This is a genomic window from Lysinibacillus sp. FSL K6-4013 (assembly GCF_038630435.1).
Lineage (GTDB): Bacteria > Bacillota > Bacilli > Bacillales_A > Planococcaceae > Lysinibacillus > Lysinibacillus boronitolerans.
Map to the genome: position 1 here is coordinate 4,330,078 of NZ_CP152031.1, position 24,809 is coordinate 4,354,886.

The following is a 24,809-nucleotide window of genomic DNA, read 5'->3' on the forward strand; positions in this document are numbered from 1 at the left end:
TTTATCATACTGGAGAAGGAAACAGATTTTTTGATGAAGGTTGCTAAATTTCACTTAATCAATTATTTTTGTTGGGGTTGCTTCTTGCACAACGATGAGACCATCATAAGCTTCCTCAGGTGTCATTTTAATGGTGTACAGCATTTGTGTCAGCTTATACCATGGACGAAAATCATCGCCGATATTGCCCATTCTTTGCTTTTCGGAAAGAATATTCGCCAGCTCCTTTGATTGTTTGGCAGCTTCAAAATCCACATAAAAGATGTTATTATCAATGTCACTAAAGGCATCCACTAAAGCATTATAATGCTCAACCGTATATTCCTTTCGTGCACCAGACCCATTTTGTGCCTGGAATGTATTTTTTACAAAGTCTGTGCCAATCGCAAAATAATGATCTTTATATTGCTCACTTAAATAATGCCCCATTGATTGATAGCCTGCCATCGTAGCAGAAGTTTTCTCAATATGACCATTATGAGCAGACATTAATACTTTATCATGGCCTTGCGTTGCTTCATATTCAACGATCCATTGTAAATTTTCAGCTAAATATTCGTCCCGTAAATTCATATAATTACCATCATTTAAAAATAATTGCGTACGCTGCTTCATAATTTGCGCATATTGAACAGCAAAGGAGAATTCATTCTTTGAAGATTTTTTCTCATACATCGCTTTGTTTGATTGTAAATCATTGATTATTGTATCAATCGTTTTATCAAGCTCGATTAGCTGACTATTCGATAATTCTCTCATCGTTTTGTTGGAAACATGCTCTAGTTGAGTCGTGAATTTTTGTGCATTGTCAGCATGTACCTTGGCATAATAATCAAGCAACCCTTTTTTGCTGTAATCATAGCGTTGCATATCATTGCCATAAAAATAAATTTTCTCTTGTTCATCAACTGTCTGATTATAGTCATGCATCCATTGCACAAACCCTACCATTTGTTCAGTTTTGTAGATGCCGTAGTCTAACGCTTTTATAGCTTCCTCCGCCGTTCCTACACCATTTACGATAAATTGATTTATCTGCTGGGCTCCCCCAAAATCTCCTTCTAAGACAAAAACATGAACATTTTCATTTTGTATCATCGCTTCAAATAGATCTTTTTTTAATGTTTGAAATTCAATATTGCCATGTGTTGCTTCCCCAAACCCAATAATTTTTACATCATCAGGAATGTTGATGTCTTTAATTTCATTCGTATATTGTGCGGCATCTTTTACGGCCTCTCTCTGTCCACATCCTACTAAAGCTACTAATAGCATCGATGCAGTTAAAAAACGTAAGCTACGTTTCAGCATTCTCATTCTCCTTTTAGCTTAAATAGATTTTCGCTGGAAATAGTAATATCCTCCGAGGAAAAATAGGATGAAACCGCCTCCTACTACGGTTAACAATTGCTCCCACGGTACAAAGAATACATCGTCTGTATTGCCCCCTATATACATCATCGAAAAGGGTTGTGCCCAAGGATAATACGGACCAATTCTTTCAGAATTCACTGCTAAAATTGATGGTAAAGTAAATATGACATTAACAGCAAATGGAGCAGCAAAGCTTTTAAACATAATGGACAGCCACAATTGCAAGGCTACTAATGGCAATGTCGCTACCCAGCCTCCTACTATGCTTTTCCAAACAATCTCCATAGGAAAAGAATCTGTATAGCCTTTTACCATCCCAACAGCAAAGACCGAGCCTAAATACAATATCTGCATTGCTAAAACAAGCAGCATAATCAATATGTATTTAGCTACAAATACTTTCCCTCTTGTTACTGGTAATGCTAAAAGTTGCTTCCATCCACCAGACTGATGTTCATACCTACAAATAAGACTGGTAAAAACACCAGAAATAAGAGGTAAAAATAATAGAGCATATGTTAAATTCATCGAAAATAACGATATATACCACTCATTGATTTCAATCCCCTGCATGTTGTCCTCTAAATTAGCGGATAGTCCTATAAAAAGTCCAATCATGGGTCCTGCTAAAATAATTGGTACCATTTTTGATTTACGTAACTTAAACCACTCAGCTTGAAGTAAAGCAATCATTATTTCACGTCCCTTCTTGCAAAATCAACCATGCCGATAATATAGAGTAAGATACCAATTCCTACGCCTAATAAGACATTGATCATCGGTTCATTCCATTGGTTCATCAATGATGGCCATTTCCATATCATCCAATCTGGAAGAACATGGGAAGAATAGGCAAAAATCACCCCAAAAATGCCTACAGTTATAGGAATCCCTTGATTATGACTTACACTCGCTATCCACAATTGAAGTGCCAAGATAGGTAATGCTGCAAAAGCAGGGAAATAACTATATTTGGCTAGCTCCATGTAAGGTACCGTGTCACCTAATTCTAAAAACAGCCCGTAGCTCAGCGTAAAAAACATTAATAACGTTGAGGCGAAGAATAGTAAGATAACTAACAACGTAAATTTAGACAAATACACGGTTAATTTGGAAACAGGTAATGCAATGAGCTGCTTCCAAGCATTGGTCTCATTTTCAATGCTTGCTATGAATGACGTAAGAATGGCAATACCCAAGACTATGGCAAGCGGTGTAAATGAATGCACATTTAATAAGAAATAGCCCCAATCATCCTCACTTTGCTGTAAGAGATAATCCTTTCTTACTCCATAATTGACCATTTGCAGAGCAACCACCCCTAAAGGGCCAATAAGCGTTAGAAGCCATAATCCTTTACGTTTGATTTTTAAGAAGTCAGCAGTTAATAGCTTTCCCATCATATCCCCTGTTCTCCCATCGTCATTTGCAGGAATATATCCTCCAATGAACGTTTCTCTTCCTCGACTCGGAATACCGATATACCCTCCTGAACAAGAACTTGGACAATATGAGCAACCTTTTCATCCGAGCACTCTTCTAAGAAAATCACACCACCCTGATAATCTGCCTTAATACCATTTGCTAATAAGAAGCGCCATCCTTTTTCACCATTGTTTACTTTAAAGGTAACCTTTGGTTGGGCAAATCGACGCATAGCCTCAATAGAATCTTGGAAAATTAATTTCCCTTTCGAAACAATCCCAACTTGTGTTGCCATTTGATCAATCTCTGATAATAAATGGCTGGAGATTATAATGGTCATGCCATATTCCTCTGGTAATCTTTTAATTAAATTACGAATCTCTATAATGCCTGAAGGATCTAGGCCATTCGTTGGTTCATCTAAAATAAGTAATTCAGGACTATGTAGTAAAGAAGCAGCAATACCAAGACGTTGCTTCATTCCTAAAGAGAAACCTTTGACCTTTTTATGGGCAGCTTCCTTCAAACGGACAATTTCCAAAACTTCATCGATTCGAGTTTTCGGTACACCTAGTATTTTTCTTAGTGCCTCTAGATTCTCATATGCTGTTAAATGTGGATAATAAGAAGGGTTTTCCACCAACGAACCAATCTTAGCTAAAATTTGGATACGTTCCTTCGTAATATTCTTTTCAAAGACTTTAATTGTTCCAGAAGATGGCTTCATTAAACCTAGAAGCATTCGAATTGTAGTCGTTTTACCTGCCCCATTCGGACCTAAAAATCCATATATTTCACCTTTGCGTATTTGCAAGTTCAAATTTGATACAGCTTGCTCTTTTCCAAAGCTTTTTGATAAGTTTTGTGTTTGTACGATATATTCCAATGTCCTCACCTCTTTAACTATCTTAAAAAGGGAAGTTTAAAAAAAGGTATGGGCTAAGTTTAAATTTTGTTTAAAAAATCATTTCTATCATAAAAAAAATCTGCGAAGCATTTATTTCTCAAGCTTCGCAGATTTTTTTATGATAATTTTTGTACCAGAGTGATCGGAATGGATATCCCATTCAAGATGCATGCCCTTTATCATGACATCAACAATTGATAAGCCGATTCCAGCGCCCTTTGCATTCGACTCATTTTTCATCCCTTGACCATGATCCTCCACAATAAATGCTGTATAACACTCCGTCGATTCCGTTTTCACACTTATATATTTACCACTACTCGCGTGACGCAGTACGTTTTGGAAAATATTATCAAATACTCTCCCTAACCATAATGGATCAACACGCCATTCTACAGGTTCAAATGGCTGTAGCTCAATATCGATTGTAAAACCTTCTCGCTCGAAAACTGGATACCATGTCGTTAGATGCTCCCTTACAAACCGGATAACATTGATGTCTTTCGGTTCAAATTTATATTTACTTGCCATAAGCAATGTATAGGACATCAAATTTTCAATTAAAGCATCAATATTCACTATGGATGTGTCCATAGCCTTTAATGCCTGCTTCCCTTCCTCAGATAACGATTCTTTGCTAATTGTATAGGATTGAGCTCTTACCTTCGTTAAAGGTGTCCGTAAATCATGTGATAGATTAGCAATCAGTTCACGTCTTAGCTGTTCTTCCTTCTGTTGACGTTGTTTACTGTCTCGCAGTTCACAAACCATTCTGTTAAAACTATGCTCCAATTGCCCAATCTCATCTCGTTTTTTCACCTGAATTTCAATAGGTAGACCATCTACATCACGTATTTCCATAGCCTCTTGCAGATGTAATAGTCTTTTTCGAATTCCCTTGAAAAATAAAAGCGAAACTACAATAAAAAATAAAATAACTGCAATAACACCAAAAAATAAAAAGTTACCATAGTTATCATAGACCTTTATAAGTGGAGGATTAAATGCTACCCTTGGAATCTCTAATACAATAAAGCCATTTGATATATCATCACCTAAGAAGGCAATAACAGTAAATGGATCATCTCCATAACGTTCTTTTATAAATTGAGTTGTATAGGCTGGTGTCCACTTTGCTGGTAACTGATCCTTCACATTCCATGTAGTCAGTAAGTTCCCCTCTTCACTTACCCAAAACATAGAAGCCGTAGGAAATTGCTCTTGCCACTTTTGAAATAACTGCGTAATCGCATCATCTGTTGCATTGGTCATATTTTTAGCCTGTGCATGCCATTGCTCTTCAATATCACTTTCTACAAGTACTCCACTTGAAAAATCTCCTGTCCCTGTCTTTGTAATGCCTAATACGAAAATAGCAACACCCAGATAGGAGATTTGCACAATAGATATGGCTAATATAATAATGAGCATATATTTCGCTAATAATGATCGAAAAAATTTCATTGTTTCACCCTATAGCCAATGCCTCGGATTGTTTCAATAATCATAGGCTTTGCAGGATTGATTTCTATTTTTTCTCTTAAGTAACGAATATGCACCATGAGTGTTTTATCACCTTCAATATAGCTCTCACCCCATACGCCCTCATAGAGTTGTTCCTTTGTTAAAATTTGATTTAAATGACGAATAAAATATTGTAATAAATAAAATTGTTTTCCAGTCAAAAGAATTTCTTCTTCATTCATCGTATTGATAACTTGCATATCTTTCGTATAAATTTTAAGATGCTGCAATGCCAGTACATCATCATTTTTTTGATACCTTCTTAATAATACTTCTAGCCTTGCAACGAGCTCATCAGGGTGAAATGGCTTTGTTAAGTAATCATCAGCAAAATGTAGCCCTTCAATTTTATCCTCAACAGCTGTTCTTGCTGATAACATCAGAATTGGCAGGTCTTTATTTTCCCGTTTAATTCTTTTACCTATGGAGAAACCATCCAATCCAGGTAGCATCACATCCAATATAGCAATATCTTTTGAGTTAATATGTTGCTCAAGCCCCTCCCCTGATTCTAGCCATGTCACATCATAACCTCGCTCCGTTAATTCCTTGCTTACCCATTGTCCGATTTCTTTTTCATCTTCTATGTACAATATACGAATCAATGTTCATCCTCCTTGATACATTTTAAAGATTTATAATTTCCATACATGGTTATTATAGGGGAACTGTTATTTATTTTCTTAAGAAATTCAAAACCACCAATTTATTGAAAAAAGTAACTAATAAAAGTTGCTCTTTTATAGTATACGTTGCTACTTTATCACCTGCTTCAAATTCATTTAGAAAGGTGTAGGGAATCGATATTACAAGGCACACCCCAAAGCATGGCAAGAATCATATACACCTAAAAAATGGAATTATTTTTTCATCAACGTTGCCCGCTTCACATTTAGGTGCTAGAAAAAAGAAACTTCACTTCTTTTTTCTTTGATAAATATGCTAACATGGCCCTAACTATATTAAAAATATTAGAGAAATATAATTTTCTTAGGTTTTACCTATAATAGAGGGGTGTTTATGTTTGGATATAAGACAACTACGCTATTTTATAGCAATTGTGGAGGAAAAAAAGATTTCTGCTGCGGCTGAAAGGTTACATATTTCTCAGCCACCATTGAGTCAGCATTTAAAAACGATGGAGGAAGAGCTCGGTTCAAAGTTGGTAGAAAGGAGCGGCAAATATTTTGAAGTAACTGAGGCGGGAAAGACCTTATATAAGTATGCATTGCAGGTTGCACAATTAATGAAAGAGGCAGAAGCAGAGGTTAAGGATGTTGGATTAGGCCTGCATGGTCGATTGACAATAGGCATCAATACATTTTCAGTTGTTGAGCTGCCTCAATTACTACAACAATTTCAACAACACTACCCAAAGGTGACTTATAAAATTCAACAAAACGAATCTTCTTATCTTTGTAAATTAGTAAGGGACCGTGTTGTAGAACTTGCCATCATTCGCTTACCTTTAGAATTAGATGATTTCTCTGTCCTACATATGTACACTGAACCATTTTACTTTATACAATCCAAAAAGTTCGACCTCTTAGAACACGACGTTGCTTTAGCTGAAATACAAAATTGGCCAATCCTTTTACCAAGCACAGAAGGCTTGGGCGTACATTATTCAATACTAGAAGCATTTTCTCGCCTCCAGTTGCAGTCCCATATTGTCGGAGAATGCTCAGATACAGCACTGTTAATGAACTTAATCGCTTCTGGCTTTAGCTCCTCTATCGTGCCTGAAACTATTTTAAAGCAATATGGTGATCTACCACTTCATGCATACAAAATTTCCTCAGCAGAACTATCCACCTCAGTAGGACTCGTATGGCTGAAGAATCATAATTTATCCAAAGCCGCTCAAAACTTTGTGGATTTAATGAGGGAGCATTATTGTTAACGGTTAATAAAAAAGAAAGCAAACTCGAAGCGTTAGTTTGCTCTCTTTTTGAACAGTTATTGAATAATCAACATATCATTCTCATCAAACTGCCACATGTCGCCATAGGCAACTTCCCAATAGTAGCCATTTGGATCTTGAAAATATCCACTATAGCCACCCCAAAATACAGTTACGGGCTCCTTAATAATTTCTGCACCCGCCTTTTTTGCTAATGCAAAGACTCGATCTACTTCTTCTTTTGATTTACCATTATAGGCAAGCGTGATTCCACCAAAGCCTTGGCTAATTTCTGGTGGATTAGATTCATTAATATCTTTGACTAAACGTTCAATTGGAAATAACGATATTTTTGTTCCTCCATTATTAAAGAACATGACATCGGGATTCGTCTCCTCTCCGTATACCACCACTTCAAAACCCAGTCCCTCTCGATAAAAATTTAGAGATTCCACCATATCTTTAACACCTAATGTAATTAAATTTAAACGATTCATCTTCAAAATCCCCTTTTTAAAGTATTACTACTTTAATTCTCTACCGAACGTATATTTCCTTTTATTACCTCAAGAAAAATATTTGTTTAATTGTCTCCAAAGCCTTTTGTAGGTTACTCGATATTTTTTACTAGTAGTTAAGACCAATCAGATGCGACATTTTTATTTAATCGCTTCATCAATAAATATTTTTATTCCTCTAAGCATTGCCAGCTCACAAAAGTTACCTCTACGTTTCTATGACACAAAAAAGTACGTACTTTTTTTGAGAGTATGTTAGCAGCATAATGAGTAAGCAATCAAATAATCACAAAACATGGAGGACTAAAAATGATTACTCATTTACAAGATACAATCACTTTAAATAATGGCCTACAAATGCCTGGTATGGGTTTAGGTGTTTTTCAAGTAGAAAATGATGCTACGGCTGAGATGGTAAAAAACGCTATTGAAGTCGGCTATCGAAGCATCGACACTGCTGCTATTTATGGCAATGAGGCAGGTGTAGGAGAAGGTATTAAACAAACTCTAGCATCTACTGGCTTACGTCGTGAAGATTTATTTATCACATCTAAAGTATGGAACGATGGTTTAAGCTATGATGAAACAATTGCAGCATATGAAGAGAGTCTAAAAAAATTAGGATTAGATTATTTAGATCTTTATCTAATTCATTGGCCTGGTAAAGATAAATATGCTGAATCATGGAAAGCACTTGAAGACCTATATGAACAAGGCAAAATCAAAGCAATCGGTGTATGTAACTTTACTGTGGCACACTTGGAAAACTTATTATCATTTGCTCGTATTAAACCTGTTTTGAACCAAGTGGAATTCCACCCACGCTTACAACAAGTGGAGCTTCGTTCATTCTGTGACAAGCATCAAATTCAACTTGAAGCATGGGCACCTTTAATGCAAGGTGGACTTCTTGAAGATGAAACAATTTCAAAAATCGCAACAAAATACGGAAAATCAAATGCTCAGGTTATTTTACGCTGGGATGTACAAAATGGAGTGATTACAATTCCAAAATCAGTACGTAGAGAACGCATGATGCAAAACGCTGATATCTTTGACTTTACTTTAACAGACGAAGAAATGACATTAATCAATGAGATGAATCGTGAACAACGTGTTGGACCAAATCCAGATGAATTTGACTTTGCTCTATAGGCATTAAAATGAGGAAAGAGACTGTCTTGTATATGACAGTCTCTTTCTCCCCTCATTATGATGTTTGCTGCATAGCTATATCTTCATCACGTTGTTTTAACAGAACGTCTTCACCTTTATCCTGTAGTAACTCAACATGCTTTTCGCCCCAAGTGCAAAGCATATTCAAAATGGGCTCCATCCCTTGGCCATAAGACGTTAAGGAATACTCCACTTTAGGCGGAACTTGATTGAAGACCTTTCGATTGATTAATCCAGCTTGCTCTAATTCTCTTAATTGACTTGTAAGCATTTTTTGTGAAATTCCAGGAATCAATCGTCGAAACTCATTTGTTCGAATTTTACCATGGTGGTTTAAATGACAAAGAATGACTGGTTTCCATTTACCACCAATAACTTCAAGCGTAGCTTCAACACCAATATTATAAATTTTTTGCATTGTAAACCCCCGTAATATTCAAAAGTAACTAAAAGTACTCTACACAACTTTTAGGTATGTATGAATATTACTACACATGATAAAAAAAATCAAAGGAGATATTAGTAAAATGACACAATCAAAAAAGCCAAATGCAAAATTGACATTGCTAGCACTTGCAATTAGTGCATTTGGAATAGGGTCCACTGAATTTATCAGTGTCGGACTTTTACCATTAATTACTGATGATTTTGGTATATCTTTAAGCACAGCCGGTTTAACTGTTTCTATATATGCACTAGGTGTTACTATTGGAGCTCCATTACTAACAGCCTTAACATCTCGTTTAAGTCGAAAAACAGTTTTACTGCTTGTAATGACTATTTTTATAGCAGGGAATTTAACTGCAGCTATCGCACCTGTTTTTTCAGTTCTGATAATAGGTCGTATAATATCAGCTTTAGCTCATGGTGTGTTTATGTCCATCGCTTCTGTTATAGCAGCAGATGTAGTGGAACCAAATAAACGAGCAAGTGCTATCGCCTTTATGTTTACTGGCTTAACATTAGCTACTGTAACAGGTGTCCCACTCGGTACATTTATTGGACAAGTAACAGATTGGCGTATGTCATTCATCTTTATTGTCGTTATTGGAATTATCGGTTTAATTAGTAATGCATTGCTAGTACCTAGCCAATTATCGAAGGGCAATCCCATCTCTATTCGTGATATTGGTAAGGTATTAGGCAATATTCGTATGATCTTAATACTATTCATTACCGCAATTGGATACGGCGGTGCTTTTGTTGTCTACACATATGTTTCACCTATTTTAGAGCAATATATGGGGTATTCACCACATACAGTCGTCATTATTCTAGTTGTCTATGGTATTTGTGTAGCTATCGGTAATACTCTTGGTGGTCATTTTGCTAACCAAAATCCGCTACGTTCAATCTTTATAATTTTTGTTGGACTTGCCTTAGCATTACTTGCCATTGGCTTCACTCTTGAATCACCGATCATCGGTTTAATCATGGTACTGACAATGGGATTATTTATGTTCATGAATGTTCCAGGATTGCAGCTATACGCCGTTCTACTATCTGAAAAACATGTACCATCAGCAATTTCAATGGCCTCAGCATTGAATATTTCTGCTTTCAATATTGGCATATTTTTAGGCTCATATATCGGAGGCTTTATTATTCGCCACCAATCGTTGGCACATACGCCTATATACGGATTCCTGATGGTTATGCTAGCTGCAATTGTTACACTTTTATGGTTACTTTTCGATAACAAAAAACAATAACTCTCTGAATTTCATTTTGTATAAAAAAGTAGTAGAGAATGTGTATTGTTTGTTGATATGTTGTATCCTATAATTTACTTGAATCAAACGAGAATGATTATCATTCTAAATTAAGGGAATACCCTTACTGTTTTAGTAAATCTATAGGAGTGAATAAAATGCGTAGAGGTCGATATTTTTCATTTGTAGTTTTCTTTGCACTAATGTTCTTATTAAGTGCCTGTGGCTCAAATGAAGTAAAAGAGGATACAGCTACAGAAGAACAAACATCTAAAGATACAAGAATTGTAGAAGACGAGTTTGGAAAAGTAGAAATTCCTACAAATCCACAGCGTGTAGCTGCTATCTATTTGGAAGACTATTTAACTGCTTTGGATGTAAAACCTGTTGTGCAATGGTATCACCCATCTTGGGGAAAACAAGACTATTTAGGATTAGATGTTCCTGAGTTCGACATTACTGGTAGCATGGAAACATTATTACAAGCCAAGCCTGATTTAATCATTGTAGATGGCGCGGCGGATAAGGCAAAGTATGAGGAGTACTCAAAGGTAGCGCCTACTTACCGCTTGAAAGAAGATATTCTACAAGATCCACGTAAAATTGTAGAAACAATAGCTGATGTTTTAAATATTCCTGATAAAGCAAAAGAAATGGTTGATCAATATGAGCAACGTGTTTCCGATTTAAAAGCAAAACTAGATGAATCAATTGGAGACGAAACAGTTGCTGTTGTACGACTAAATGTAGCTGATAATACATTAGCGTTATTTGGCATTAAAAATCGCTACTCTGGCTATATTTACACAGAGACAGGCTTAACACCACATCCATTAGCCCGTGATATGACAGAGTTCCACGAGGTTTTATCGGAAGAGGCTATCACGGAATTAGATGCGGATCATATCATCCTTTTCCCTTCAAACGGTACATGGGAGTCTAAAGAGAACCAAGAAGCCATTAAATGGTTAGATAGTACACTATGGAAAACACTCCCTGCTGTAAAAAATGGGCATGTCTATATTGCTGAGCGCACATATTGGCAATCTGGCGCAATCACAGCCAACTTGCAAAAGTATGATGATCTAGAGAAATGGTTCGTCAAATAATTTACAAAAGAAAGCTCTTAATGAGGGCTTTCTTTGTGTTGTTCTGCCAATTCAAAAAAAGGGGTGAATTATCAATGGGTAACTTAACACATGTTTATACGTTTCAAAATATCTCTTATTCAATTCAACCGTCAAAAAAGTTATTGATTAGTAGTGATTTCTATACACTTTTTATCGTAATGAATGGTAGCGGAAAGCTAGCCATAGATCATGACACCATTCATTTTAGTGAAGAAAAGTGCATATTGATTCCGCCAAATAACACGGTTAGTATCCACATTCAAAGTGAACACCTTTGTTTTTATCAGTTACAATTCAACATTGTCAATCTCAGCAATAGTCAAAATTCATATAGTCATTTTACAAGTATCAGCGAACGACATCTTCTCCCCTTTTCACAATGTCATAGACTGCTAGAAGTCATCTATCAAAACCGGTTAGCGGAGGATGAACACACGATTTTTGAACAGCATGTGCACTTTCAAGAGCTGATGTTATTACTCTTACATCAAACCATACCCAAGCAGATGAAAAAAAATGATCGCCAATCTGTTGAGCAGTCCATTAACCAATTACATAAACATTTTGAAAAAGAGTGGACGGTTGAGCAGCTAGCACAGTTAGCTGACGTCCCAAGGTGGAATTATACGCGCATTTTTAAAGATATTACGGGACAAATTCCTCTTCACTATTTAAATAACATTCGTATTGAAAAAGCTAAGCAATTATTAATAACAACAAATGATCGAGTATATGAAATTAGCCAGTCTGTCGGATTTAATAATGAGTATTATTTCAATCGTCGTTTTAAAGAACATGTCGGCATTTCGCCAGGACAATATCGAAGAAGTCAAAGCAGCCATCTACGTGTATTTGCACCATTCTTAGAAGATTTCTTTGTTGCCCTTGGGATTACGCCAATTGCTCAATTCAGTCATTCAAAATGGGGAAAACAAGACTATTTAGGTCTACAGGAAGTGCCAGATATCGATGTACAAAATAGAGAAATGGATCGACTCCTTTACTATAAGCCAACTTTAATTATGCTAGATTCTGGTGTAGAGCGTTGGGAATCCTTTCCGCATTTAAATGAGGTAGCCCCCGTCTGCCATCTCTCACACCCTGGAGAGAATTGGCAATCTACGTTATTTAAAATTGCAGATCTAACAGGAAAAACCTCCTTGATACAAGACGTAATCCTACAATATGAAGATAAAGTACAACAAGCAAAAGGAATTCTTAGTAAATCCGTTTATGGGCAAAGTGTGGCATTTCTCCGTATTTCAGCCATTGGCATCACTCTATACGCTGGTCCTGAGTGTGGCTATACGGGCCCCATTTTATATCATGACTTAGGTTTAATGCCCCATTCACTAGTATGGAGTATTCCGCCCAATCAACGTAAAGCCCAACTGACATTTGATCGATTGATGCAATTAGATGCCGATCATTTATTTATTACATTTGATAAACAACATTCCATTCATGAGAATGAAGAACGTGCTATTTTAAAAACACCTACTTGGAAAAACCTAGAAGCTGTTAAAACCAACTGTGTCTATGAAGTAGACTTTTTAACATGGATGAATTATGGCATTTTATCACATAGTAAAAAAATTGATGATGTCTTGGATGTACTTGGCTAAAAAGGAAGCTCACTTTAGCTTCCTTTTTAAATGTTTAGGACAAACATTGTATTGTAAATAACACCGAAAGTCGTTTGGCTACATAAGATAAGATATCAGGCTATAGGATAGGAGGAATGATCTTGTATTACAATCCTTATCCGTATTTTGTTCATCCCTATCATTATCCAACATCGCCAATTGCAAATCATTTTGCCGTTAGACCCTTTTCTCAACATCTAGCAATGCCGACCAATAATCCTTTTCCACCTGTCGATACACACAAATTAAAAGCTTCAGCAACACGGATAAAGGCGATGATGCAGCAAGCTCAATTACTTACGGATAAAATAGATAGCTCCCAACAATTCGCACATGATTTAATGAATGCTGCTCAACTTTCAAATAAAACAGAGGTTGAAAAATTAATCACATCAACAGGCATTACGATGAAATTTGAAACGAACTATACACCAGACAGTTTTAGAATACGTCTTATTGATAATGATTGTTGTGGAGTCACCTTGAATTTGAATTGGTGAAAATTCCTAGTGAACTTGTAAACTATAAAAAACTATGCTAAAGTGTTTGTATTGTTATTTCTGAAAATTCTTATATTACTTTTCTTATCAAGAGAGACGGAGGGATTGGCCCGATGAAGTCTCAGCAACCAGCTAAACAGTATGGTGCTAATTCCAATTGGCAAAATGATCAGCCTTGAAGATGAGAAGAACTACCGTTGTTTCAGCAGGAGTCCTCTTCTATAAGGGGACTCCTTTTTATGTACCACTATTTTTAACAGAAAGCAGGGAAATAGATGTCTAATGAACTTTTACAAGCATTGCAATTATTAAAATCGAAACAGTGGGTTGACTTAACACATACATTCGGCCCTAATTCACCACATTTTTTTATGTTTGAGGACGCTAAATTTGAAACGTTATTCTCTCATAAGGATGGCTTCTTCGCCCAACAATTTACGTTCCCCGGTCAATATGGCACACATATCGACCCACCCATTCATTTTGTGCGAGATACTCGCTACTTAGAAGAATTAGAACTAAAAGAGCTTGTTCTCCCCCTTGTTGTCATTGATAAATCACAAGAGGCTGCAAGCAACCATGACTTTGCATTAAGTGTTGAAGATATTCTTGATTTTGAGGACAAGCATGGAGAAATAGAAGCAGGAACATTTGTAGCATTACGTACAGATTGGAGTAAGCGCTGGCCAGATAAAGAAGCTTTCAGTAATAAGGATGCAGATGGACATAACCATATCCCTGGCTGGGGTTTAGAAGCTTTACAGTTTTTACTAAAAGAACGCAAGGTAAGCGCAATTGGTCATGAAACATTCGATACGGACTCTGCCGCCGATTTTCGTAAAAATGGCAAGCTAGATGGTGAATATTTCGTACTTGAACAAGACACCTATCAAATTGAGCTAATGACGAATTTGGACAAGCTACCTGCGAAAGGCGCTATCATCTTCAATATCGTACCTAAGCCAGAAAAAGCATCTGGCTTCCCTGTGCGCTCATTTGCTATTTTGCCATAACATAAAAGTCGGTATAGCGTATACCGACTTTTATGTTTGTCCATTTCTTTTTTTGAATAGAAAGTAAGCAATGAGCATCCCTACAATAAATAAAAGGATAAGATAGATACTATAATGAGTCAGATAGTATCCAACAAATCGCCATTTCTCTCCAAGCATCTTTCCTAATGATATAAATGTGAACGTCCAGATAAATGCCCCTGTATAGGCAAAAAGCGCAAACTTTCTATAAGGATAATTATTAATAGCCGCAATATACGCTGTCAAATGACGTACCCCGGGGATAAAATAGCCAATTAATAATAGGGTAGGTCCTATTTTTGTAAACATCTTTTTCGTAAAGTCAATTTTTTGCTCTGTAATATGAATTTTAGGCCCATATTTCTGCAATAACGGTAAGCCAAAACGATAACCAATATAGTAGCTTAAGGTAATGCCTCCAACCGCACCAATCATTGCACTGACTAAAGCAGGAATATGTTCAAGACTTTCTCGGTAAACACTATAGCCTACATAAGTTAGAAACACCTCATCAGGAAGTGGCACCCCTACAATACCTCCAATTAGAATCACGATAATTCCAAAGTATCCGTAATGTTCAATTAGAGACTGCACGTGATGTGCCATAAATCATCCCACCTAAAATTTATTAAAATTTACCTGCTATATATAGTGTAGCCTCAGCGCTCTAAATGACTTGAAGCTGACGTAAAGCAAAATCGATACCGTTATCAGTAGATTTCTTTGTAACAAAATTGGCAGCACTTTTTAGAGCTGTGCTACCATTCCCCATGGCAATTCCTAATCCTACATACTCCAACATGTCAATATCATTATCCCCATCCCCAAAAGCAATCGCATTCTCAGGGTCGATGTTAAAATGATCCAGTACGGCTTTAATAGCTATTGACTTCGAAACATCCTGCTGTAATACATTCACAATATAAGGATGCCATCGCTGCAAAAATATATTCGAAAACTGGCTAGTATATCTTTTTTCAGCCAGCTCATCCGCATATAGACACATGAGAAAAACCTCTTCATCTACAATTTTTTCATTTATAAGTGGAAAATCCCGTAAAGATAAAGTTTCCTGCATCGCTCTTAAAGCTACTGGACTTTGTATGCTATTCATATATAGCTTCTCTGTAAAAAATGTTAGGCTATGCTGCTGTTCCTGTGCAAATGCCTGTACATTTCGGACAATTTCTTTGGCAATCGGAGTTTTATGTATGACAAGATCCTTATGTTTCACATAGGCCCCATTTGCAGTAATAAAGGTTTCAATCCCTAGCGCTTTTAACTCATAGCACATAGATAAGGGTCTTCCAGTAGCCGCTACAAGATGGATTCCTTTTTCTTGCAATAGCTGAATAGCTTGTTTTGTACTTTCTTCCACACAGCCATCCTCGTAATTAATCAATGTGCCGTCTACATCAAAAAACACGATATTATACTTCATTTTGAGCACCTCCTTTATAATCATTTAGAACCAATTTATAATTTTTCTCCCATGAAACATGTGAAAGTATTTTGACAAACTTTAAGCAAACTATATAACTTCCTTTTGCACCACCGATAAAAACTATTACAAGCGTATTTATAATAATATTTAACTAAAAATTCCTTGAATATTTTTAATTTAATAATTCTAAAGGAGTATACCAAAGAACACAAAATTGTTAAAATAATAGATAATACCTTAAATACATTGAACGATAAAATCTTACGTATAAATAGAACAAAAGAAATAGCGCGCAAAGGAGTTGATTCTTATGGCATTTAACATTTACTACTATGAAAGTAGTGTAGACTGTAAATTTTGCAAAAAGCAGTTTACCACATATAAAGTTCGCCCTAATCGATATAAAATTATCGAAGAACAAACGGATTTCATGCCTGTTTATGATGGTCTAAACCCTTTGCTGTATGAAGTTGCTGTATGTCCACATTGTGGCTATGCCTACCATAAATCTATGACACGGACATATGGACCTTTCATGCTACTCATTGATGAACTATACATTAAAGAGCTCCAGAAACCTATGGATATCTGTCAGGAACGTACAATTGATGATGCCATTATCAGTTTTAAGCTCGCCTATTTAGTATCCCGTGCGTCAATGGAAGAATCTCTTTTAATGGCTAATTTCGCTCTAAAAATTGCTTGGCTCTATCGATTAAAAAAGGACGAAGAGTCTGAAAAGCGCTACCTTTTTGCTGCTAGAGATTTTTATAGTAAATCCTTTGCCTCCAATCAAGAAGGTGGAGAGAGAATTCAGTTTTTACATGCTGAATTAAGCCTTCGACTTGGTGATATCCCTGAAGCTAAAAAAGGTTTTTCACGTTTAATTGCAGATCGAAATGTTTCGACGAAATATCGTAAGCTTGCACGCAATCGTTGGGAAAATTATAAATATGACGAACAACCCATAACAATTAATGAAATCATTAATTAATGGGACGAGGAGATGATTGGTTATGTTGCTATTTCAAAAGAAAATTGATGTGAGAGAAGAGGATATATATTCAGAGCTACATCATTTTTTATTAAGAAAAAATAATCGCTACCTAACAAACGAAGAAGTTGTCGCTCTAACAGGCGTATCATCCGAATTGCTTTATAAATGGGTAAAAGCAGGAAAATTAAAGAACACCATTTTCCCTAATTTAGGGGCACCATGTGAACGATGTGGACAAATTACACAAGCTAAAATTTGTGTTAGCTGCTCTTCCTCCATTGTTGGTACATTAAAACAAGAAGAAAAGGATCGTGCATGGTTTAACCAAATTCAACGTAACCATGTAAGAGCAAGTACGTATCACTATAAATAGCATGCCAACCTCCATCAATTGGAGGTGTTTTTCTTTTTTACATACTAAATTTAAACTAATTTTAAACAAATTCTTCCTAAACTTTAAACTTGCCTTTCTATAATTAGTATCAATATAAAGTGAAGGGCTGATAATTAATGAGGAAAGCTAGGAAGCATAAGGTTTTATTAAGTTTTGCATTGGCAAGTTTAATGACAGTAAGTGGAGTAGTAAATGTCTCTGCTGCTGTCCCTGTAAATGAGCAGATTATTAAAAACGATTCTGCCGTCAAACAAGCTAGGACTTCTAATGAAACATTACTTGATTGGAAAAAATGGGTGAATGACCATGCATACAGCCTGTCATCCATCCAGCCTGAAACGTTTGCCGGACAAAAAATTCCCGCTAACAAATTTGACGATTTAGAGATGCTAAAACCTTTATTACATGATAAACGTATTGTCTTTTTAGGGGAAAGCTCTCATGGAGTGGCGCAATTCAATCTAGCGAAAACTCGTTTAATACAATTTTTACATCAAGATATGGGCTATAATGTCCTTGCCTTTGAAAGTGGTATGGGTAATGTGATGAATGCTCAAGGACAAATTGATAAACAAGCAGCTCTACAAACAATGAAGGATGCCATTTTCGGCGTTTGGTGGACAAAAGAAACTTTGCCTCTGTTTGACTATGCAAAATCGACTCAAGCAACAGAGCAACCTCTTGTACTTACTGGCTTCGATATTCAACAGCAAGGAGCATTTACGAACGGAGATTGGCTGCAAAACCCTAAGTTGGCTCAGCAATTCAATGAAGCTGAGAAGCAACTTGCTGAATGGAGCTCGGGAAAAGATTTGAAGGGCTATCAAAAAGTAAAAGCTACTATAATTGATGTGTATAAACAGGTAAAATCAGAAATACAAATCAAAGAAAAAGAGCTACAGGCAGCTTATCCAAAAGAGCCTCATATTGTAAAACTAATGGATCGCACTCTAGCAGATCGTATTCGACTAGCAGACGAATATATAGAGTTAACAATTCAGTCCAATATCGATATTGAACAAAATAATATAGAATCATTTTTGCAAACTATGGAATGGCGAGATCAAGCGATGATGGAGAACTTACTTTGGTTAGCTGAAGAGGTGTACCCAACAGAAAAGTTTATTGTATGGGCTCATAACGATCATATTCGTAAAGCACAATCGGATGTAATGGGATCTCCTTACCCAGTTAAATTAATGGGGGAACGTTTACCTGATATCTATAAGAAATATAGCTATGTATTAGGTCTATACATGACTAGTGGAGAGACATCAAATAATATGGGAGAACCTATGCCTGTTTTACCTCCTGTCAAAGGATCTATTGAAGATATTCTGTCTTCAACAAATAAACCTTACACATTCATCGATTTACGCAATCGACAAAATGAACGAGGCAACTCATGGATGTTTGAACCACGCTTATCCTATAGTTGGGGAATGATACAGGAAAGTCTTGTTCCGCGCGACCAATACGATGGTATACTTTTAATAGATCAGGTGAATAAACCAACTTATATTAAATAATCTCTCTTATTAAACAATAGCAAACTAGATTTCCTAGTTTGCTATTATTTTAAGTATCCATCGATATAGTATCCCATTCTTCGCCTTGATATCCAATCATCCAAAATAAGCCTCTCCGTCTTTCCATCACAACACTTTCATTTAATGCTAAAGGAGCTTCTTGTCCATTGATGCGGCTATCTACACAAGCCCAATGTAATCTGTAAATTTTATCCGCCTCATCCACTATATCTTCCTTACTGCGCAGTACCGTTTGACCATAAAATTGCTCAAATGTCTCGCAACGGGAAACTACTTGAATTGCATATTCACAATCACATACATCGTCAGGGAAATTTAGCTCTTCCACAAGCCCCAATGCCCAAATAAGTGTCCAATAGGCTTCATATTGCCATGATATATTGACTGCTTCTTGAGCACCAGGATGCTGAGCCTCAAGAAAGAATTTTTCATGCTCCGTTAAAAATTCATGCACCTCATATGTGTGTAGCATATTGGTAAAGAATTCTCTAGACTCCTCAATATCACCCCTCTGTGCTACATCACATGCGAATTGAATAACAATTAACAGGGCAACCGCTCTTCTTGCAATATCCTCTTGGCTTTTAAATTGAAGATTTTCTACTGGTGGTAGCTGAGGAAGTGATGATGCATAAGGAATCTCCTTATCCGTTAAAAAAGCTATCGTTCTATTTTTTCGTGCTTCTCCCTGTGCTGACGTCATCTCATGTGCATGTATCTTTCTTGTACAAGCATGTGGTCGAAAAACAGATGGACCCGATTCTCCATTAGGATAAACGATAACCATACCATTTTGATCCAGCAAAGTACCATCTGATAGGAATCCAATCCCCCCTATGCTTGCTAGTAATTTTATAAATTGCTGCATATGGTCATCTGTCATCTCTTTGTCCATTTCGATTGCAACGACAGTATTGAGCACGGATATTTGAATCATTACTTGTTCTTTTAGCTGTTCATCTTTAAATGGAATTGAATTGTAAAAGCCCATCATCCCAGGTATATTTTTTGCAAAATAATCAGGGTTCGTATCTTCAGTTAAAATGTTTATGGTGCATCTATATTTATTAAATAAACCTCTTGATTTTAATAAATATTCATTATCGTTTTTTTCAATAGTAAAGCTTTTTGCTAATATATCAGATAGCTTATCCTCTATATCATCCGTATCATTTTTGGAAGCAAATATCGTAAAATGGTTCAATCTACTCTCCCCTTCGTTGCATATAGCATTTTAATATCCAATTTTCCAAACAACTAAGTGCTTGGCTAAACAGCTGTTTATTTTTCCGTAGCACCTCATGTTCAACCCAATACGCCAGCAAAGGGCGCCATTTTTCTTCGTCTATCATAGTTGTTGGTGTGATTCCACGCTGCATCATCTGACAAATGGCACGAATGGATGTTAGCCTCTCTACTTCGTTGCCATTTAACCACTCGTATAACGTCTCTGCACTTGGCTGTGACTCAGCTAAAAGTGTATCCCATCCATCAATGGGAAACGTGACATAGTATCTCATCCAGTCTATGATATTTGGGTGATGAAATTGACGTAGACGATACAGGGCAGTATAGGCATCAATTCTATCTTTTTCGATATCCATTAAGATGAAAGAAAGTCCTTCATCAGCTGGTAAACAATGTGCTGTTACATAATCACGCAGCCAGTCTGGTACGTCACTCTGTACTTGCCAAAGTTCCCTCGCCCAATTTCCTGCCTCACTCGGGCATACCTTGACTAAAACTTCACTCCACGCTTTCTGTTCTGATGGAGATTGAGCGCGCTCTAATTTATGTCGAAGTGCCTGATACACCTGCACACCATCAAAATGCAAAAATGTCTCCTGCACGCTTGTTTTTTTCACACCATGCATGGAAACATAATGAAGTAAAGAATCTAAGCCGGATTGAGCCTGCTGTAAATTAGAGCTTAAATATTGTTCTAGCCAAGTTAGCCATAATTGTGAGCTAGCCAATTCAATATCCAATCCATTTTCGCTACAAAATTGACGATGCTGTCCGCAGTCTACTCCGATACACCCTAAAGCTGTCATATTATCAACGTACGAATGAAAGCTGGCAGCAAGCAAATCAAGCTCATCTTCTTCATGACTCCAATACCAAATCGTTTCATCCTCGAGCTTAAGGAGAAGAGCATCTCCATTACCTGCCGTAAAAAATTGTAAATATTGCTGTTCATCCGATTCATCATTCTCTCCAAAGTAAGGAAAGTCTAAGTCGTTTAAACTCCAGCCAAACTCCCCAGAAGGCGTATCAAGCAATTCAATAGGAAGGATCGCCTCCTCAGGTAATGACCAATAAATACTTACTTGCTTTGAGCAATTTTGCAATAGTTGACGAAATCCACTAGGGATTTGTACACCCAGTCTTGCCTCCACCTGCAGTACCTCTTGCTCAGTAGCGACTGGTTGTATTTCAATCGGATGTACACAAGCTTCTTGTTGTTTCAATCGCTCTACTAAATGATTCCAACGCTCAATCCACATTGTCTCTAACCTCCATATAAAGCCCATGAGATGTCATACTTCTTATTTATCGTCAGGAAATCATTTACTGATTAGGATAACTTTAAACAGGATGATAAAATGCTATTATTTTACTGGCATCTAAACCTTCGTATATGATAAATGACTCAGCTATATTCATTCTTTTCTATTATGTTTTATTTTACTTTATTAACTTCCATCATAATTTTGGTTACATACTCTTCTTCTCGATTTTTCATTACAGCATCATAAATGTATTCCTCGTATACATATTGGCCTAGCTCATACCCCTTTTCATGCATGACATTAAATAACCGTGTGTATGTCTCACCAAGTTTTGAAGAGGGGCCAACATGATAACCAATCACAAATTCACCCTCTATCGCCTTAAAATAAGGATGCCCTTCTCTTGGATGAGGTTGCTCAATATATAAATAACTGTAGTTGTCGTAATTTCCAGCTAACACTTGCTCTCTTCTTGTTATCCCTCCAATTGGATACCCCGTATCTAATTGAGAGCGATCCAACTCCTCAATAAAGTCAGATACAGCCTTCACAAACTGCTCTTCTGTGGAATTCTCGATATTTTTACTCAAATATAATGTGTCTTCAGGAAAGTACTCAATCGTGATGTCCTTAAAATTTAGATGCAGTGCTTCCTCTGTTGTTTTGATTTTAACATCAATAATATTCTCAATCATTTCTAGTTCTCTACGTTTCTTCGCAACATGCTCTTTTTGTTGATGCATCAATTCTAAAAAATTTTCAGGTGATTTCTCTGCCATATACCGCTGAATATCCTTTAAGGACATTCCCACTGCCTTTAATAATTCAATAACACCGAAAAAATCATATTGAGCAAGTGAATAATACCTATAATCCTTACTATCCTTCATGATGGGAGATAGTAAACCAATTTGATCATAATAAATAAGTGTCTGTTTATTTACTTTACATAATTTTGCAAATTCCCCGGTTGTAAAATATTTTACATTTTTATTAAGCATTTTTTGAGCTTCCTCCCTTGACTATATAGTTACTATATACTTTAGATTGTATCTATTCAAAATAAAAATAGAAAGGTTTTGACATTATGTTCACGGAGATTCGTGACATTACAGCTTTTAACAAGAAAGAAATTTTAGCATTACGCATCGCTGACAGTCAGCAACATTTTATTGAATCTACAGACCAGTGCTTAGCAGAGGCAGAAATGGATCGACGCTTTACGCCTTTAGGTCTGTATAAAGATAACACCGCTATAGGCTTCGCTATGTACGGCTTATTCCCTCATGATGATTACAGTCAACGCGTATGGCTTGATCGCTATCTAATTGCAGAACAATACCAAGGACAAGGTTTAGGAAAACATTTTTTACAGCAGCTTATTCAATATTTAACAGTAAAGTTCAACTGTCTTCAGATATATTTAAGTGTTTATGACAATAACGCTGTAGCTATCCAACTATATAAACAATTCGGTTTTATATTTAATGGTGAGCTAGATGATAAAGGGGAAAAAGTGATGGTTTTGGAGGTGCATGGTTATGACAACCATTAATCCAATTGAAACAAGACCACTGAAGCCATTATTTTTATCATACTTATTCCCTGCAATGATCGGGATGCTTTTAATGTCCGTCAATATATTGGTAGATGGCATTTTTGTTAGTCATGGCGTGGGACCTACAGCTTTAGCTGGAGTTAATATCGCTGTTCCTATTTTCTCCATTTTGCTTTCTATTTCTCTATGGATTGGCATGGGAGGAGCTACCCTTTTCTCGATTTCTCTAGGAGAGGGCAATAAGCAACGTGCTCATCAACTATTTACATTGGCGTTTTCTATAATGCTAGTGGTTGTCATCACAATTATTGGATTTCTCGCGTTAAATCTAAAGGACATTTCTTATATATTTGGGGCGAGCGATGATACGTATCCTTATGTGCAGGAGTATCTACATGTCATTTTGCTCTTTGGGGTATTCTACACAATTGAAAATCTCTTAAGTATTTTTATTCGAAATGATGGCAACCCAAAATTAGCTATGCTGGGCTTAATTACAACATCGGTTTTGAATATACTTTTAAATTATGTTTTCATCTTCGTACTAGATTATGGTGTGACTGGTTGTGCCTTAGCGACAGCAATAGCCACAATTATAGGTACGTCTGTGCTATGTCTTCATTTTTTCCGTCCTCAATCTGAGTTAAAGTTTGTCACTTCATTTTTTAATCTATCAGATCTGAAAAAAATTTTTTCAATAGGTTTACCTAGCTTTATTGTCGAAGCTTCCGTTGCAGTTATCGTTATTTTGTATAACGTTACCTTTTTACATTATTTAGGCGCAAATGGCGTTACAGCCTATGCAATGGTCAATTATATCCATACTGTCTTGCTGACTATTTTTCTTGGCGTTGGTATGGCCCTACAACCATTAGTTAGTTATCACCATGATGCAAAATTACTAGAAAGATTAACAGCTTTATTAAAAATCGGTTTAGCTACCGCATTTATTTTAGGGTTAACAACTGCTCTTATAGCTCTTATTTTCCCTTCACAATTAATGGCTTTATTCGGAGATAGCTCATTTGAAATTCGCAGTATGGCGGCACAGGGCTTTGTTCATTTCGCCATTGGCTATGTATTTTTAGGGATCAACATGGTGTTCGCAGAATTCTTTCAATCCATTGAAAAAATTCGTATTGCCACAACAATTATGTTACTACGTAGTATTATTTTATTTATCCCTACTCTCATCATACTCCCCAAGATACTTGGCTCGCAGGCCATTTGGTGGACCTTCCCAGTAGCAGAAGGGATTACAGCCTTGCTTATTTACTTGTACATTAGAAAAAATCCAAGAACCCTTGCATCTCCTAAACATGCTTAAATAAAAGAAACGGGGACAAAAGGGTTTTAGCCAACAAAAATACCGAACTATCCACTAAAACACTCACGAAGTGTTTCGAATAGTTCGGTTTTTTTATTTTAAAAGCATCTTATAATACTATCGCTATCTTCCTCACGTATTTCTCTTAAATAGACCTGTGGGCCTTTTATCAATATA

General features: G+C 36.4%; 25 protein-coding genes and 1 riboswitch. Of the genes, 12 read left to right on the plus strand and 13 right to left on the minus strand.

Translation table 11 applies throughout. The features are described from left to right. Positions 1-54 precede the first annotated feature (54 nt). From MHB39_RS21485 to MHB39_RS21510, 6 genes are all read right to left on the minus strand, one after another. Positions 55-1,317: an erythromycin esterase family protein gene (locus tag MHB39_RS21485; RefSeq protein WP_342545323.1), complete on the minus strand. Its 1,263-nt coding sequence runs from the start codon at positions 1,315-1,317 to the stop codon at positions 55-57. 12 nt (positions 1,318-1,329) lie between these two features. Next, on the minus strand, positions 1,330-2,067 hold the full coding sequence (locus MHB39_RS21490) for an ABC transporter permease (RefSeq protein WP_342545324.1): 738 nt from the start codon (positions 2,065-2,067) through the stop codon (positions 1,330-1,332). After that, entirely contained in the window at positions 2,067-2,777 is a 711-nt protein-coding gene (locus MHB39_RS21495) for an ABC transporter permease (protein WP_342545325.1), read from the minus strand. Before MHB39_RS21495 ends, MHB39_RS21490 begins: the two co-directional genes overlap by 1 nt. Beyond that, the gene (locus tag MHB39_RS21500) at positions 2,774-3,685 is read right to left on the minus strand and encodes an ABC transporter ATP-binding protein (RefSeq protein WP_048394042.1); all 912 of its coding nucleotides are present in this window, start codon (positions 3,683-3,685) and stop codon (positions 2,774-2,776) included. The genes MHB39_RS21495 and MHB39_RS21500 overlap by 4 nt, the downstream gene beginning before the upstream one ends. A 111-nt stretch (positions 3,686-3,796) precedes the next feature. Continuing rightward, positions 3,797-5,170, minus strand: a complete 1,374-nt coding sequence (locus tag MHB39_RS21505) for a HAMP domain-containing sensor histidine kinase (RefSeq protein ID WP_342545326.1) — start codon at positions 5,168-5,170, stop codon at positions 3,797-3,799. Further along, the gene (locus MHB39_RS21510; RefSeq protein ID WP_342545327.1) at positions 5,167-5,835 is read right to left on the minus strand and encodes a response regulator transcription factor; all 669 of its coding nucleotides are present in this window, start codon (positions 5,833-5,835) and stop codon (positions 5,167-5,169) included. Before MHB39_RS21510 ends, MHB39_RS21505 begins: the two co-directional genes overlap by 4 nt. A gap of 419 nt (positions 5,836-6,254) precedes the next feature. Here MHB39_RS21510 and MHB39_RS21515 point away from each other — a divergent pair, with 419 nt between their 5' ends. Further along, on the plus strand, positions 6,255-7,133 hold the full coding sequence (locus MHB39_RS21515; protein ID WP_312123892.1) for a LysR family transcriptional regulator: 879 nt from the start codon (positions 6,255-6,257) through the stop codon (positions 7,131-7,133). A gap of 56 nt (positions 7,134-7,189) precedes the next feature. Here the strand turns inward: MHB39_RS21515 and MHB39_RS21520 are convergent, their stop codons facing one another. After that, complete coding sequence (locus MHB39_RS21520) at positions 7,190-7,630, minus strand: VOC family protein (RefSeq protein ID WP_048394038.1); 441 nt, start codon at positions 7,628-7,630, stop codon at positions 7,190-7,192. A gap of 330 nt (positions 7,631-7,960) precedes the next feature. Between MHB39_RS21520 and MHB39_RS21525 the strand changes: the two genes are divergently transcribed. Continuing rightward, the gene (locus MHB39_RS21525) at positions 7,961-8,806 is read left to right on the plus strand and encodes an aldo/keto reductase (RefSeq protein WP_339280434.1); all 846 of its coding nucleotides are present in this window, start codon (positions 7,961-7,963) and stop codon (positions 8,804-8,806) included. 55 nt (positions 8,807-8,861) lie between these two features. On the opposite strand, the gene MHB39_RS21530 is transcribed toward MHB39_RS21525, so the two are convergent. After that, positions 8,862-9,245, minus strand: a complete 384-nt coding sequence (locus tag MHB39_RS21530; RefSeq protein ID WP_036079607.1) for a helix-turn-helix domain-containing protein — start codon at positions 9,243-9,245, stop codon at positions 8,862-8,864. A 109-nt stretch (positions 9,246-9,354) separates the two neighbouring features. Here MHB39_RS21530 and MHB39_RS21535 point away from each other — a divergent pair, with 109 nt between their 5' ends. The 5 genes from MHB39_RS21535 (at position 9,355) to MHB39_RS21555 (ending at position 14,828) form a co-directional block, all read left to right on the plus strand. Beyond that, the gene (locus MHB39_RS21535) at positions 9,355-10,539 is read left to right on the plus strand and encodes an MFS transporter (RefSeq protein ID WP_342545329.1); all 1,185 of its coding nucleotides are present in this window, start codon (positions 9,355-9,357) and stop codon (positions 10,537-10,539) included. A gap of 158 nt (positions 10,540-10,697) precedes the next feature. Continuing rightward, positions 10,698-11,648 (plus strand): ABC transporter substrate-binding protein, encoded by a 951-nt coding sequence (locus tag MHB39_RS21540; protein WP_342545330.1) that lies wholly within the window; start codon positions 10,698-10,700, stop codon positions 11,646-11,648. A gap of 74 nt (positions 11,649-11,722) precedes the next feature. Continuing rightward, positions 11,723-13,294: an AraC family transcriptional regulator gene (locus MHB39_RS21545; RefSeq protein WP_342545331.1), complete on the plus strand. Its 1,572-nt coding sequence runs from the start codon at positions 11,723-11,725 to the stop codon at positions 13,292-13,294. Between the two features lie 116 nt (positions 13,295-13,410). Then, positions 13,411-13,815 (plus strand): hypothetical protein, encoded by a 405-nt coding sequence (locus MHB39_RS21550; protein WP_244905020.1) that lies wholly within the window; start codon positions 13,411-13,413, stop codon positions 13,813-13,815. Positions 13,816-13,896: 81 nt separating this feature from the next. Further along, positions 13,897-14,003, plus strand: a riboswitch (SAM riboswitch). 87 nt (positions 14,004-14,090) lie between these two features. Continuing rightward, on the plus strand, positions 14,091-14,828 hold the full coding sequence (locus MHB39_RS21555) for a cyclase family protein (protein ID WP_036079618.1): 738 nt from the start codon (positions 14,091-14,093) through the stop codon (positions 14,826-14,828). Positions 14,829-14,858: 30 nt separating this feature from the next. Here MHB39_RS21555 and MHB39_RS21560 read toward each other — a convergent pair whose 3' ends face one another. Next, complete coding sequence (locus tag MHB39_RS21560; RefSeq protein ID WP_036079620.1) at positions 14,859-15,455, minus strand: DedA family protein; 597 nt, start codon at positions 15,453-15,455, stop codon at positions 14,859-14,861. Positions 15,456-15,516: 61 nt separating this feature from the next. Then, the gene (locus tag MHB39_RS21565) at positions 15,517-16,290 is read right to left on the minus strand and encodes a Cof-type HAD-IIB family hydrolase (RefSeq protein WP_339280438.1); all 774 of its coding nucleotides are present in this window, start codon (positions 16,288-16,290) and stop codon (positions 15,517-15,519) included. A 313-nt stretch (positions 16,291-16,603) separates the two neighbouring features. On the opposite strand from MHB39_RS21565, the gene MHB39_RS21570 reads away from it, so the two are divergent. The 3 genes from MHB39_RS21570 to MHB39_RS21580 all read left to right on the plus strand — a co-directional run bounded on the left by MHB39_RS21570 (position 16,604) and on the right by MHB39_RS21580 (position 19,213). Further along, complete coding sequence (locus MHB39_RS21570; protein WP_036079623.1) at positions 16,604-17,287, plus strand: DUF2225 domain-containing protein; 684 nt, start codon at positions 16,604-16,606, stop codon at positions 17,285-17,287. A gap of 22 nt (positions 17,288-17,309) precedes the next feature. Then, entirely contained in the window at positions 17,310-17,663 is a 354-nt protein-coding gene (locus MHB39_RS21575; RefSeq protein ID WP_258858892.1) for a hypothetical protein, read from the plus strand. A gap of 137 nt (positions 17,664-17,800) precedes the next feature. Next, complete coding sequence (locus tag MHB39_RS21580; protein WP_258858893.1) at positions 17,801-19,213, plus strand: erythromycin esterase family protein; 1,413 nt, start codon at positions 17,801-17,803, stop codon at positions 19,211-19,213. Between the two features lie 49 nt (positions 19,214-19,262). Here the strand turns inward: MHB39_RS21580 and MHB39_RS21585 are convergent, their stop codons facing one another. From MHB39_RS21585 to MHB39_RS21595, 3 genes are all read right to left on the minus strand, one after another. Beyond that, a complete protein-coding gene (locus MHB39_RS21585; RefSeq protein ID WP_342545332.1) occupies positions 19,263-20,438 on the minus strand; it encodes a DUF4272 domain-containing protein in 1,176 nt (391 codons plus the stop codon). Position 20,439: 1 nt separating this feature from the next. After that, positions 20,440-21,741: an SMI1/KNR4 family protein gene (locus MHB39_RS21590; protein ID WP_342545333.1), complete on the minus strand. Its 1,302-nt coding sequence runs from the start codon at positions 21,739-21,741 to the stop codon at positions 20,440-20,442. A gap of 176 nt (positions 21,742-21,917) precedes the next feature. Then, complete coding sequence (locus MHB39_RS21595) at positions 21,918-22,748, minus strand: MerR family transcriptional regulator (protein WP_342545334.1); 831 nt, start codon at positions 22,746-22,748, stop codon at positions 21,918-21,920. An 86-nt stretch (positions 22,749-22,834) separates the two neighbouring features. On the opposite strand from MHB39_RS21595, the gene MHB39_RS21600 reads away from it, so the two are divergent. Together MHB39_RS21600 and MHB39_RS21605 are read left to right on the plus strand one after the other, a co-directional pair. After that, positions 22,835-23,302, plus strand: coding sequence for a GNAT family N-acetyltransferase (locus MHB39_RS21600; RefSeq protein WP_036079637.1), 468 nt, complete (start codon positions 22,835-22,837; stop codon positions 23,300-23,302). After that, positions 23,289-24,632: an MATE family efflux transporter gene (locus tag MHB39_RS21605; protein ID WP_342545335.1), complete on the plus strand. Its 1,344-nt coding sequence runs from the start codon at positions 23,289-23,291 to the stop codon at positions 24,630-24,632. The genes MHB39_RS21600 and MHB39_RS21605 overlap by 14 nt, the downstream gene beginning before the upstream one ends. Positions 24,633-24,809: the final 177 nt, after the last annotated feature.